Here is an 11,711-nt window from a genome sequence, read left to right on the forward strand (position 1 = left end):
AGTTTCGGCCCCGGGATCTGTTCCCGGAGGACGGCTGGGAACCGGCGGAGATCAAGAGAACAAGTATGAAGGAGGGCGAGTAATGGCCTGGGTCAGAGTGGGCGATGAGGCGCTGAGCCACCCGAAGCTCATGAGCTTGTACGACGTGGAGGGTGCTGAGGACATCTCGATCGTCGAGATGTTCGGCTTCCTTATGGCGCTGGCTACCTACTCGGCCAAGCATCTGACAGATGGGATTATCGAGAGGGGCGCGGCGTTTCGCGACGGCGATCGTTCGCGGAGTGCGCACCTGATTGATGTGGCGTGCGGCGCGGGCCTGCTCACGTGGGTTGAGGTGGAGGGCAAGCGGAAGCTGAGGCTCTTTACGGACGAGGAGTTTATTCACGTCCAGCCCCGTGAGGAGGTCATGCGTCGCCGTGCGCGGTCGCGGGAGAATCGCGACCCGAATAAAAAGGCTGCTGTGATTTTCCGCGACGGCGATCAGTGCCGTTACTGCGGAAAGATCGTGCGATGGACTGGCCCGAAAGGTTACAACCTCGGCACGCTCGATCACGTTGACCCGGACTCGCTGGGGGACGCCCCGGTCGATGGTCTCGTGGTCGCCTGCTATGAGTGCAACTCCTCGCGCGGGCACGCGCGGGAGGCGTTCGACGCGGCCTCGCCGCTGCGTCCTGTCCCGGCTACGCCTTATTACGGTGTGTGGTCGGCTGAGTTCCTGACTAGGTACGGATACGAAGCTGCGCCGTCCGTGGATCCGGGTGTGCCCGTTGACCCCGCCTCAGAGGCGCCCGCGAGGGGCGTTCTCCCGGGCCGAGGGTCCGGAGTGCCTGTTGACCCCGGGCGCGGCTCCAGCGGCCCCGCTGAGGCCGCTGTGCGTGACCCCGGCGCGTCCGAGCGACGCGCGTCCGAGGGTCCGCGTATTCGACCTAGTTCGGACTCAAGTCCGAACCCTGGTCCGACGTTGAAGGGTATCAAGCCGAATACTCTCGGGTCGGGTAGGGACGGGACGGGACGGGCAGGCCAGGGAAGGGCAGGCACGGGCCAGGCCGGGAAGGGCCAGGCCGGGCACCCGCGCACACCTCAGCAGCAACAATCAAGCAAGCGGAACCGTAGAAGGAGAAGAAGATGAGCGATGAGCAGATGGGCTTTGACAAGTTAGAGGATGCAGTGGCAGCTCTGGTGAGTGAACGGGGGCCGGGCAGACTTGTTGGTGCATGGGAGGTAATGATCGAGACGATCGATCCGATGCGCCCGGACGTCACAGCCTGGATGACCGAGGGCAACGGATCGATGCTGGCTCGGCGCGGCCTCATTGAAATGTGCCGCGACCAGTACAGGAAAGGCATAGAGGACACGACAGATGAGTGAGACGATGAACGACCGGACATGTCCTGTAACTGGTGAGCCTCTCCTCGATGGAGAGTTTCTCTCTCGCGGCGGCGCTGCCCGCGTCCGTGTGGCGACCGCATCGATGCCCGGCCTGATGAGCGATCTTGCCTATGCTGCGTCGCACGGTGTGCGCACGGGTGAGCAGGTCGGCGGCGCTGGTGTCCCGTCGTCGCGGGCTCCTCTCAACCTGGCTCTCATGATCGAGGTCGACGAAATGTGCGACTCGATCCTCACCTGGGCAACGCTCCTCCTGTCGCACGTGATGGGGCCGGCCTACTGGGTGAAGCAAGGCAACTGGTGGCACGTCGCGGACGTATTCAAGACTCATGAGGACAAGCTGCGACGCTGGCCCGAGGCAGCTCAGTGTGCGGACGAGGTTCTCTACTCGGTCGCCCGCTTGGAGCGCCTCGCCTCTCCCGGCCGGCAGCGTCTCGTGTTTGTCGGAGAGTGCAGCGCCTGCGGGGCAGACCTACTGGTCCGCGACCCCGATGAGGAGACGACGACATGCCGGGAGTGCGACTCGGTCGAGCAGATCGCCGCCGCCTGGGACCGACTCCTCACGAAGGCACGGGAGTCTCTGCTGCCTCGCACTCGAGCGACTCGCGTCGCTGAGATCCTGGCAGGTGTGCAGGTCAAGGACTCGACCGTGAGGAAGTGGCAGCATCGAGGGAGGGTGGCCCCGGCATCGAGGGAGGGGGGCATCCGTCTGTACAGGGTGGGGGACATTGAAGCTCTCGCTCTCCAGCACTTGACCCGCTCGTAGCGCGTGTCGCTTGCACGCGTGGGTGTCACGGTGTATTTTGCTAACGTGGTCCCGCGCGTAAGCGATGGGGCTTCTGCCTTATACGGCATCCGCGCACATGCGTTGACCCCCGCTCTTCTCGGCCCCGATGGAGCGGGGGTCTCCGCATACCTGGGAGGTGGTCACCCGTGGCGACCTCGCGCACAGGTACCGCGCAGTACAAGCACTGGCGCAAGCGAGTGCTGATCACAGCTCGCGACGCCGGCATCGCGCAGTGCCCACACTGCGGCGTGCGCCTGGACTACACGCGCGGCCTGCAACCAAACAGCGCCGAGCCGGATCACATCCTCCCGGTCCGATGGGGAGGAAAGAACACACTCGAAAACGGTCGAGTCCTTTGCCGCAGATGCAATCAATCTCGCGGAGACGGGACGCGCCCGAAGGTAAAGCCGCGCAGAGCGGCCTCCGTAGACGTAGACTGGTGACAGATTCAGTCATCATGTACGGGGGATTACCCCTCCCCCCGCCTACCCCTAGCCCCCGGTACGCTTAGCGCCATACCCCCCCCGTTATTTCCGGGGATGTCGCGCAAAAACGGTGGCTGGGGGTTTTCGTTTAGGGGCGGCGCGCCTAGTGCGTTTATGGGGCATCTGGGATAGACGGTAGGCATTTTCGGCGGTTTCGCCCAGGACTAGGGGGTTGGAATTGGCTGAGAAGAAGGCGAAGGCATCGAGCGCTCGCGGGCGTAAGACTTCTGCGAAGAAGGCCGCGGCGAAGAAGGAACCGGAGATTCCGGCATTTGATGCTCGCGCTCAGCGCACAAAGCTGCTGGACGCGACGTTGCAGTCGATTGAGTATGCCGAGTTTGACAAGCGCTCGCCGCTGATTCGTGAGGCGCGCGCGTTGATTTCTGAGCTGGCCGGCCCGGCTGTCGTGGTCGAGTCGAAGGAGGAGGGAGACAATGTCGTCAACTTCCAGGACCAGCTCGCACGGCGACGGTCAAACGCCTCGGGTGCGGGTCGCCGCTAAGCGCCGCGCAAAGACTTTCGGGGACATCGCCGGCGAGTTCGCCGCGAACTTCGGGCTGACCCCTGACCCCTGGCAGAATCTCGTCCTCGAGGACTGGCTCGCTGCGTCCACAAAGGACGAGTGGAAGCACATGACCTGCGGCCTGTCCGTTCCTCGCCAGAACGGGAAGAACGCGCTCCTGGAGATCCGCGAGCTTTTCGGCATGGTGCTCCTCGGAGAGAAGATCCTCCACTCCGCGCATGAAGTCAAAACGGCCCAGGCACACTACAGGCGCTTCAAGCATTTCTTCGGGAATAAGGCGAACGACGAGTCTGCGGACTTCCCCGAGCTGAATCGCCTCGTGACGAACGTCCGTAACGTGAACGGCCAGGAGTCGATCACGCTCACGAACGGCGCAGAGCTGCGAGTCATCGCGCGCTCGAAGTCGTCAGGCCGTGGCTTTACCGCTGACGTGATCGTTTTTGACGAGGCTCAGGAGCTGACGGAGGACGCTATCGAGGCCATGCTCTCGACGGGCTCGGCTGGCGACCTCGGTAACTCGCAGATCCTCTACACGGGAACGCCGCCCGGGCCGAACGCCTCGGGCGCCGTGTTCACGCGCCAGCGCGCGCAGGGCCTCTCGGAGCATCCCGGCCCGATGTGCTGGCACGAGTGGTCAGCAGACCCGGACGGGCCTGTCAACCTCGATGACAAGGGCGTCTGGATCGCGACGAACCCCGCGATCACAGCGGGACGCATGAAAATTGCGTTCGTCGAAAACGAGCGGCGCACGCTCAACGAAGAAGGCTTCAAGCGTGAACGCCTGGGTATGTGGCCGGCGAACGCGGGAGCCTCGCGCGCGATCGACCAAGCGACGTGGGACGCCTCCGTCGCGGAAGCGCCGGAGGACGGCATCCGCTCGTTCGGCGTGTCATTCAGCGCCGACGGTAAGCGCATGGCGCTCGCGGGCGCGATGAAGGAAGGCACGGGAGCGTCCGCGCGCTTCCACGTGAACGCGATCGACACCTACACGGGGTCAACTGCTGCGGGCGTTTCGGCGCTCGCGGAATGGCTTGCTGAGCGCGTCGACAGGACGGCGCAGATCAATCTTCTCGGCGGCGCGGGCGCAGCGGCGTTGTCGGACGCGCTGGACATGCGAGGCGTGCCGAAACGTCTCGTCCACATCATGACGACGGGTGAATACTTCGAGGCCTGCGGCCTGCTCTTTGAGGGCCTGCGAGCTGGGCAGGTCACGCACCCGGCAGGAGAGCCGGAGGACGCGCTCAACGCCTCGGTGGCTGTCGTGGACCGACAGATCCGCCGCCGCGACGGCGCTTACGGGTGGTCGGCCTCGACCCCAGACGGAGACGAGACACCGCTAGAGGCGGTATCGGCGGCGTTGCACGCTGCCAAGACAACGAGACGTAGGCCTAAAGGGAAAACTGGAAGGAGGGCGATCGTCCTATGAGTCTGACGAGGATCCCGGCGCTGCCGGGGCTGACCGAAACTGAGAAGAGCCAGCTGCGCCTCATGCAGGACCGAATCACGGCGAAGCAAGCGAAGAACGCACTGCTCGACGTGTACTACGAGGGGCATCGCGCCTTCCAGGATCTCGGCATCTCGATCCCGCCGCAGATGCAGCGCACCCGCGCCGCTCTCGGCTGGCCCCAGAAAGCCGTGCAAGCCCTCGCGCGGAAGCACGTTTTCGAGGGCTACACCGTCGGCGGTCTGACCGACACCTACGACCTGGCCGGGCTGCTCGCGCGCAATGAATTCGAAACGGAGCTCGCGCAGGCAATCACGAGCGCGTACAAGCACTCGGTATCGTTCCTGACTGTCGCAGCTGGTGACGTGACGCGCGGCGAGCCGCCCGTCATGATCCAGGCTCGCGACGCGAAGTGGACAACCGCGCTGTGGGATCAGCGAACGCGCACGCTGGAGGCCGCGCTCGCCCTGGAAGCCTCGACCGCTGAGGGCACCGAGCAGTACGAGAACACGATCACGGGCGCGACAATGTACACGCGCTCGTACATCATTCACTTCTCCCGCCAGCCCGGCTCCGCAGCCTGGCACCTAGAGCGCATGGAGAACCCAACGGGGCGCGTCCTCGTCGAACCGCTGGTCTATGACCCGCAGCTCGGACGACCGTTCGGGCGCTCGCGGATCACGACCGAGGTACGGTACCTGACGGACGCAGCAGTGCGCACGCTCATGCGAGCCGAGACCGGCGCTGAATTCTTCTCCAGCCCGCAGCGATACGTCCTCGGCGCATCCGAGGATGCGTTTACAGGTATGGAGCGGTGGTCGGCGATCACGGGCCGTCTGCTCGCGCTCACGGTCAACGAGGAAGGCTCAACGCCGACGGTCGGCCAGTTCACGCAGCTGTCGATGGAGCCGCACCTCGCGATGTATCGCCAGCTCGCGCAGAACTTCTGCGCCGCGACGAACCTCCCGATGAGCACCGTCGGAATCTTCGGCGACAACCCGGCATCGGCTGAGGCCATGCAGGCCGCTGAGTACCAGCTGTCCGACGAGGCCGATTATCAGTGGCGGATCTTCACGCCTGCGCTGCGTCGCCTCCTCCAGGACGTCCTCATGATCCGCGACAGGCTAACGGAACCGCCCGAGGAATCGTGGGATATGGCGATCAATTACACGCCGACCCGTTACGTGAGCCCGCAGGCAAGCGCTGACGTGATCTCGAAGATCGCATCCGCGCTGCCCGACGTCGCGACGACGACAGTCGGCCTGCGTCGCGCCGGCTTCACGCAGGCGGAGATCGAGCAGGTCCGAGCAGAGAACGCGCCCGGCAAGGCCGCGTCGCTCCTCGAACGTCTCGCCGGCGCCGGCAACCTCGACGCGCCAGCCGCTCCCGAACAGCAGACGCAGGAAGCGGGGGGGGGGAGCTGAGGATCCCGTCGCGCTGAAAGCCAAGTTCGACGCGCTCGGCGTCGCGATCAGCGCAGGCATTGAGCCGCAAGACGCAGCGCTGAGGCTCGGCCTCGACGGCCTGCGCTTTACCGGCGCTGTACCCGTATCCCTGCGCATGCCAGAGGCAGACGCAGACAAGCTCGAAGCGAAGTAACGGTGAAGGGTGGCGAGCCGCGTGTCACGTACAAGGAAAGAGATCACGCGGTTCGCCAAAGCTCAGAAGCAGTGCGCCCGACTCGCAAAACGCGACCTCGAGCGCTTCTGGAAAAAGCTCGACACGACCGACGTCGTCGCATGCCGCGAAGCACTGGAGGACTTCCTCCCCCAGCTCGTGCAGGCATACGGCAGCGTCGGCGGGCAGCTCGCCGTCGAGTGGTACGACCGCCTGCGACGAGCTGCCGGCGCTCGCGGCGACTACACGCCGAAGCCCGCGCCGCTGCCGTCTATCGAGACGGTGCATGCCAGGATCCGCAGTGCTCTGAACCCGCTGGCGCGCACCGGGGATGCTGAGGCCTCGCTGGAGGCGCTGTCTGAATCGACGGAGAGCTGGGTGAAAAACTCAGCGCGCCAGACGGTCTCAGACGCCGCGGCGAAGGATCCCGCGAAGGTGCGTTTCGCCCGCGTCCCGACCGGCGCGGTCACCTGCTCGTTCTGCATGATGCTCGCCTCGCGCGGGTGGATCTACGCCTCGGAAAAGTCCGCTGGCGCGTTCGACCGATACCACGCGCACTGCGACTGCCAGGTCGTGCCCTCATGGGCCAGCAAGCCCGCAAGCATCGCGGGCTATGACCCGGAGGAGATCAAGAAGCGGTACGACGCCGGAGAGTTCGAGGAGGACACGCGCAAGCGATCCGGCGGGCGCAAAAAGCCGACAGAAGAAGCATCTGACGGTAACTGAGTTTCCCCTACGCGAGGGGCAAATCGCGGAACCATGAGCGCCGACGGGCGCCGCACAAGTACGGACAAACAGGAGACACCATGCACAACGCAGACACCAACACCGACACCGCCGACGCGACGGCAACGGAAGCAGCCGACAACCAGGCCGCGCCCGCTGAGCGCCACGCCTTCACGCCGATTACGACGCAGGAGGATCTGGACAAGGTCATCGGCGCACGCCTGGCGCGCGAGCGCGACAAGTACGCCGATTACGACGATCTCAAGGCTGCAGCGAGCAAGCTCGCCGACGCCGAGGCCCGTCTCGCTCAGATCGACGCTCAGGCCGCGCTCGACAAGATCCGCAACGACGTCGCCAAGGAAGCCGGAGTCCCCGCCGACCTGCTGCGCGGCTCGACCAAGGACGAACTGACCGCACACGCATCCGCGCTCGCGGAGGCGTTGAACGCGCGGCCTTCGGTGCCTGTGATTCCGACGCAGGGGGCGACCCCGAGTGTCTCCGATGCTGATTCGGCTCGCCGCGCTTTCGCGCAGGAGCTTTTCGGCTCGAAATAATCTCTCATCTCTCGAAAGGAGCCAACTGTGGCTATTTTCAACACCACCAACACGTCCGTGCTGCTGCCCCGCGAGATCGCGGACGGCATGGTCAAGAAGTCTCAGTCCCTGTCGACCGTCGCGCTGCTCTCCCAGCAGAAGCCGATGCGCTTCGGCAAGCAGGACATCATCGTGTTCGACAACCTGCCGAAGGCTGAATTCGTCGAAGAGGGCGCCGACAAGGCCTCGACCACGGGCTCGTTCTCGTCCGTGTCGGTGGCACCCCACAAGGCGCAGGTCACCATGCGCTTCAATCAGGAGGTCATGTGGGCTGATGAGGACTACCAGCTCGGCGTCCTCGATGAGCTGGCGCAGGCAGGCGCTGAGGCTCTGTCTCGCGCTCTTGACCTTGGCCTCTACCACGCGATTAACCCTCTGACGGGTGCGAAGGTCGCGTCGTGGACGAACTTCGCTGCCGCGTCGACGAAGGTCGTCGAGATGAAGGGCAAGACCGCTGAGGCCGACGCTGCCTTCCGCGCCGCTGTCGGTCAGGTCGTGAACGGCCTGAACCCGGCGATGGTCACGGGCGCCGCCTTCGACCCCAAGTTCTCCTGGGCACTGTCCGAGCTGCGCCGTAAGGACGGCGCGGGCGACACCTCTGACCAGCGCTACCCGCAGCTGGGCTTCGGCACGAACGTCTCCGAGTTCCTCGGCGTCCCCGTCGCTCAGGGCAACACGGTTTCCGCGACCCCCGAGGCGACCGACACCAAGGTCCGTGCGATCGTCGGCGACTTCACGAACGGCGTCCGCTGGGGTATCCAGCGTCAGCTGCCCGTCGAGCTGATCCAGTTCGGCGACCCTGACGGCCAGGGCGATCTCAAGCGCAAGAACCAGGTGGCTCTGCGCCTGGAGACCGTGTACGCCTGGTACGTGTTCACCGATCGCTTCGCGCTCGTCAAGGAAGCCGCCTGACGTGGAACCGTGGGCTACACCAGGAGACCTGGAGGCCCGCTGGCGACCGCTGACCGACGCTGAACGCGCGCGCGTGAGCATGCTCATCGAGGACGCGCAGTCGCTCGTGATGGACGAGTGCCCGAGCTGGAAAGCCACCAGCTCGGGCACTCGCATCCGGGTCATCTGCGCGATCGTCAAGCGCGCGATGACGGAACCGTTCGCTGATGAAGGTCTCACGGGTATCTCAGCAGCAACGGAGACGACCGGACCGTTCTCGCAGCAGCTAACGTTCGCGAACCCGTCCGGCGACCTCTACCTGACTAAGGCTGAGCGCCGGGCTTTCGGCGCCGGCCGTGGCCGAGCACTCGAGATCGACCTCCTCGCGTCACGGGAGGAATCCTGATGATGCAGAAGTGGCGGACCCCAGTGCAGGTAGAAGGCCGCACGCGACGCGATGCGGACGGCTACCTCGTGCAGGACAGCGCGGCACGTCTCATCCCCGGGTGCCTCATCGCACCCGGCGCGTTCACAGTCCCGGGCCTCTTGGAGTCTCAGACGTCGGAACAGCCAGACGACCAGGCCACGCTGTACGCCCCGCCGGACGCGCGGTTCGAGGTCGGCGACACGGTCGTCGTCCCGCGTGCCCATCCGCTCGGCGGGAAATGGCAGGTCGAGTCGAAGCCGGCGCCCTGGCCGCGCGGCGTGGCCGTGACGATCAAGCGGAGGTGACGACGTGGGCGGCTTCAAGCGCGATACGCAAGCGATCGACGCTTTCCTGCGCAGCGGAGCCCTCGCGCCAGCACTCCTCAAAGAGGCTGAGCAGCTCAGAGCCGCTGCAGCCGCAGCCGCACCTCGCGGCTCATCGGACAAAGGCGGGCACCTCGCAGACTCCTACAAAGCCGAAACGGCCAAAGCCTCGCTCTACCAAGGCGGGCCTGTACGCGACGTCGGCAGAGTCTACAACGATGCGCGCCACGCTCTCGCGGTGGAATTCGGGCACCGCAGCAAAGCCGGAAACCCAGTCCCGGGCGCGCACACGCTCGGCAAGCTGATCGGATCGAAGGGCAAGAGGAAGCGTCGTAAATGACATACACAGATGCAGTTCAGGTAATCCGTGACGCGATCACCGCAGCGACCGGCATCCCGACCGCACGAGTACTGCAGCCCAATTTCACCGACGGGCCGCTACCACTCGCACACGTCTCCCTCGTGCAAACCGTTACCGGGGACTACGACCGAGACGACACGATCTCCATCTCCATCTACGCAAAGACCCCGGCCTCACCCGACGAAGTCGGAGCCGCCGCGCTCGCGGACAAGGTAGAGGGGGCGCTCGCCGTCCGTCCGGTCGTCGGCGCATCCGGCTGGGTAGATGAAGCGGAGATCGACTCTTTCCTGGGCGTGCAGCCTTATTTTGAGGCTGTCGAGGTCGTTCATATGACGGCCACGGTCACGCACAGGCCCATCTCAGAATGACATCAACTGACATGAAGGGAAGGCTCGCATGACCACCATCGAAGCCCTCAAGAAGAAGCACAATCGCACGACCAACGTCCGTAAGGGACTGAACGCACTCGCGTTCCTGGCCCCGATGACGGCAGCTGTCCCGGAGGCGATCACCGACGCTGGAGGCGCCCTCAAGGAGATCCCGACGGACTTCCTGCCGCTTGGCCTGATCTCGACGGACGGCATCACCAACTCTGCCGACGCGAACACGGAGGACGTGGAGGCGCTCGGCTATGCCGAGGCCGTCCGCACCGACCTCACCAAGGCGCCTAAGACCGTGAAGTTCACGGTCCTTGAGCCGATCCGCAAGACCATTCAGCAGTTGGTCTACGGTATCGATCTCTCGCAGACCAAGGCGTCCAAGACCACGGGTGAGATCGTTTTCGACGAGGCCGCGACCCCGGCTCTCGCCGAATACCGTCTGCTGATGGTCATGGCTGACGGCCCCGCCGCCGATGAGTGGATCGTCGGTCGTTGCTACCCGCGCGTGAAGCTCTCGTCCCTGCCGGACGAGAAGTGGGCAGCCAGCGACGCGATCCAGTTCGACCTGGAGTTCTCGGCCTTCATGGACGAGACCGCCGGCACTTCCTGCCGCCACTACATCGGTGGCTCCGGCGCGATCCGTCACCGCGACGCGATCGGCTTCGAGCAGGCCAACTGACCTGCTCTCGATCTCGGGCGGGCCGTGGTTGATCTCCCCACGGCCCGCCCGTCCACACCTCACGCATGGAGATCCCCTCACGGATAGGACCCCTCATGAAGTTCCTCAAGACTGTCAAGACCGATACCGGCGACGAGCTCCAGCTTGAGCGCGAGACCGACGCTGCCGTCGAGCAGAACCAGCTCATCTCGGAGGGCTGGGAACCCGCCGACGACTCGAAGGTCGGCGGCGAGAAGCCGACGCTGCCTGCGCCTCCCACCTTCAACAAGTAACCAACCGCCAGACAAATAACTAGGAGATCAAGCATGTCTGACCAGATGAAGCCCACGTTCACGTTCAACGCTCTCGCGAAGCTGGAGAAGGCTGCGGCCCCGGCCCCGTTCACTTTCGGGATCGGAAGCCAGGTCATCAGCTTCCCTGATCCGCTGAGCCTCACGCCCGAGGCTGCTGAGAAGTTCATGGCTGCGATGGAGTCCTCGAAGGCGCCGACGCAGATGATCCGCACCTGGCTCACTGCTGAGGATGCGGAGCTTCTCCTCAGCAAGCTCAACATGCGCCAGCTCGGCATCCTGATCCGTCAGGCTTCCGAGCATTATCAGGGCATGCTGGGTGACGCGGGGGAAGGCAGCGCCTCTACGACCGACTGAGTCGGTACGAGAGGCAGATCGTCTCCGATCTCGCGGAGCAGGGCTGGGACGCGCCGGCCCTGTTCCGCGCCCGCCGCTGGCGCTTCCTCCTCACGCTCATCGACGGCCTCGGGTCGACGAGCAGGACGACCGTCGCGATCCTCAACGACCCCGACCGCTTCGAGGAGATCGCGAGATCCGTCGCCGAGACCGAGGCAACCACCGACGACACCGAGGCGCGGATGCGCGAGCAGACCCCCGTCGTGCGACTGCTCCAGGACATTTTCGATCTGGTGTCCGCTGCCTTCGGCGGCAAAGAGCCGTACCCGCGTCCCGTCTCGGCGGTCGAGCTCGCACTCGAGGATGCGCGCACAGATCACCTTCACAGCTTCCGAGACGAAGCCATGAAGGCCCTACTCCCGAACTGGGAGGACACCGAAGAATAACTGCAGAGAGAGGAACC

General features: G+C 65.0%; 18 protein-coding genes. All 18 read left to right on the plus strand.

The genetic code is table 11. The annotated features are described in order from the left end of the window. Window positions 1–82: 82 nt before the first annotated feature. The 18 genes from QP415_RS03450 to QP415_RS03530 all read left to right on the plus strand — a co-directional run bounded on the left by QP415_RS03450 (window position 83) and on the right by QP415_RS03530 (window position 11,694). On the plus strand, window positions 83–1,129 hold the full coding sequence (locus QP415_RS03450) for an HNH endonuclease (RefSeq protein ID WP_285098706.1): 1,047 nt from the start codon (window positions 83–85) through the stop codon (window positions 1,127–1,129). After that, window positions 1,126–1,368, plus strand: a complete 243-nt coding sequence (locus QP415_RS03455; protein WP_048672041.1) for a hypothetical protein — start codon at window positions 1,126–1,128, stop codon at window positions 1,366–1,368. The genes QP415_RS03450 and QP415_RS03455 overlap by 4 nt, the downstream gene beginning before the upstream one ends. Next, entirely contained in the window at window positions 1,361–2,152 is a 792-nt protein-coding gene (locus QP415_RS03460; protein ID WP_285098710.1) for a hypothetical protein, read from the plus strand. Before QP415_RS03455 ends, QP415_RS03460 begins: the two co-directional genes overlap by 8 nt. A gap of 218 nt (window positions 2,153–2,370) precedes the next feature. Continuing rightward, window positions 2,371–2,616, plus strand: a complete 246-nt coding sequence (locus tag QP415_RS13745; RefSeq protein ID WP_442953462.1) for an HNH endonuclease — start codon at window positions 2,371–2,373, stop codon at window positions 2,614–2,616. A gap of 220 nt (window positions 2,617–2,836) precedes the next feature. Then, complete coding sequence (locus QP415_RS03465; protein WP_285098712.1) at window positions 2,837–3,160, plus strand: hypothetical protein; 324 nt, start codon at window positions 2,837–2,839, stop codon at window positions 3,158–3,160. After that, complete coding sequence (locus tag QP415_RS03470) at window positions 3,093–4,607, plus strand: hypothetical protein (protein ID WP_285098714.1); 1,515 nt, start codon at window positions 3,093–3,095, stop codon at window positions 4,605–4,607. The genes QP415_RS03465 and QP415_RS03470 overlap by 68 nt, the downstream gene beginning before the upstream one ends. Then, window positions 4,604–6,049, plus strand: a complete 1,446-nt coding sequence (locus QP415_RS03475; protein WP_285098716.1) for a phage portal protein — start codon at window positions 4,604–4,606, stop codon at window positions 6,047–6,049. Before QP415_RS03470 ends, QP415_RS03475 begins: the two co-directional genes overlap by 4 nt. 196 nt (window positions 6,050–6,245) lie before the next feature. After that, on the plus strand, window positions 6,246–6,968 hold the full coding sequence (locus tag QP415_RS03480; RefSeq protein WP_285098717.1) for a VG15 protein: 723 nt from the start codon (window positions 6,246–6,248) through the stop codon (window positions 6,966–6,968). A gap of 80 nt (window positions 6,969–7,048) precedes the next feature. Continuing rightward, window positions 7,049–7,522 (plus strand): hypothetical protein, encoded by a 474-nt coding sequence (locus tag QP415_RS03485; RefSeq protein WP_285098718.1) that lies wholly within the window; start codon window positions 7,049–7,051, stop codon window positions 7,520–7,522. Between the two features lie 27 nt (window positions 7,523–7,549). Beyond that, complete coding sequence (locus QP415_RS03490; protein ID WP_285098719.1) at window positions 7,550–8,473, plus strand: phage major capsid protein; 924 nt, start codon at window positions 7,550–7,552, stop codon at window positions 8,471–8,473. A gap of 1 nt (window position 8,474) precedes the next feature. Further along, entirely contained in the window at window positions 8,475–8,858 is a 384-nt protein-coding gene (locus QP415_RS03495; RefSeq protein ID WP_285098721.1) for a hypothetical protein, read from the plus strand. Window positions 8,859–8,881: 23 nt separating this feature from the next. Then, on the plus strand, window positions 8,882–9,184 hold the full coding sequence (locus tag QP415_RS03500) for a hypothetical protein (protein WP_285098722.1): 303 nt from the start codon (window positions 8,882–8,884) through the stop codon (window positions 9,182–9,184). 4 nt (window positions 9,185–9,188) lie between these two features. Continuing rightward, window positions 9,189–9,542, plus strand: coding sequence for an HK97 gp10 family phage protein (locus tag QP415_RS03505; protein ID WP_285098725.1), 354 nt, complete (start codon window positions 9,189–9,191; stop codon window positions 9,540–9,542). Beyond that, complete coding sequence (locus tag QP415_RS03510; RefSeq protein ID WP_285098727.1) at window positions 9,539–9,931, plus strand: hypothetical protein; 393 nt, start codon at window positions 9,539–9,541, stop codon at window positions 9,929–9,931. The genes QP415_RS03505 and QP415_RS03510 overlap by 4 nt, the downstream gene beginning before the upstream one ends. A 28-nt stretch (window positions 9,932–9,959) precedes the next feature. Further along, window positions 9,960–10,622, plus strand: a complete 663-nt coding sequence (locus QP415_RS03515; protein WP_285098728.1) for a hypothetical protein — start codon at window positions 9,960–9,962, stop codon at window positions 10,620–10,622. 95 nt (window positions 10,623–10,717) lie between these two features. Next, window positions 10,718–10,894: a hypothetical protein gene (locus QP415_RS03520; RefSeq protein ID WP_285098729.1), complete on the plus strand. Its 177-nt coding sequence runs from the start codon at window positions 10,718–10,720 to the stop codon at window positions 10,892–10,894. A gap of 33 nt (window positions 10,895–10,927) precedes the next feature. Continuing rightward, window positions 10,928–11,269: a hypothetical protein gene (locus tag QP415_RS03525; protein ID WP_285098731.1), complete on the plus strand. Its 342-nt coding sequence runs from the start codon at window positions 10,928–10,930 to the stop codon at window positions 11,267–11,269. Between the two features lie 221 nt (window positions 11,270–11,490). Then, window positions 11,491–11,694, plus strand: coding sequence for a hypothetical protein (locus QP415_RS03530; RefSeq protein ID WP_285098733.1), 204 nt, complete (start codon window positions 11,491–11,493; stop codon window positions 11,692–11,694). Window positions 11,695–11,711: the final 17 nt, after the last annotated feature.

This window comes from Pauljensenia sp. UMB3104 (assembly GCF_030217285.1).
Taxonomy (GTDB): domain Bacteria; phylum Actinomycetota; class Actinomycetes; order Actinomycetales; family Actinomycetaceae; genus Pauljensenia.

Bases quoted from the DNA above. Each gene is read 5' to 3' on its own strand.
- QP415_RS03450 (WP_285098706.1), top strand. From the start codon at position 83: ATGGCCTGGGTCAGAGTGGGCGATGAGGCGCTGAGCCACCCGAAGCTC.
- QP415_RS03455 (WP_048672041.1), top strand. From the start codon at position 1,126: ATGAGCGATGAGCAGATGGGCTTTGACAAGTTAGAGGATGCAGTGGCA.
- QP415_RS03460 (WP_285098710.1), top strand. From the start codon at position 1,361: ATGAGTGAGACGATGAACGACCGGACATGTCCTGTAACTGGTGAGCCT.
- QP415_RS03470 (WP_285098714.1), top strand. From the start codon at position 3,093: ATGTCGTCAACTTCCAGGACCAGCTCGCACGGCGACGGTCAAACGCCT.
- QP415_RS03475 (WP_285098716.1), top strand. From the start codon at position 4,604: ATGAGTCTGACGAGGATCCCGGCGCTGCCGGGGCTGACCGAAACTGAG.
- QP415_RS03485 (WP_285098718.1), top strand. From the start codon at position 7,049: ATGCACAACGCAGACACCAACACCGACACCGCCGACGCGACGGCAACG.
- QP415_RS03510 (WP_285098727.1), top strand. From the start codon at position 9,539: ATGACATACACAGATGCAGTTCAGGTAATCCGTGACGCGATCACCGCA.
- QP415_RS03515 (WP_285098728.1), top strand. From the start codon at position 9,960: ATGACCACCATCGAAGCCCTCAAGAAGAAGCACAATCGCACGACCAAC.
- QP415_RS03520 (WP_285098729.1), top strand. From the start codon at position 10,718: ATGAAGTTCCTCAAGACTGTCAAGACCGATACCGGCGACGAGCTCCAG.
- QP415_RS03525 (WP_285098731.1), top strand. From the start codon at position 10,928: ATGTCTGACCAGATGAAGCCCACGTTCACGTTCAACGCTCTCGCGAAG.
- QP415_RS03530 (WP_285098733.1), top strand. From the start codon at position 11,491: ATGCGCGAGCAGACCCCCGTCGTGCGACTGCTCCAGGACATTTTCGAT.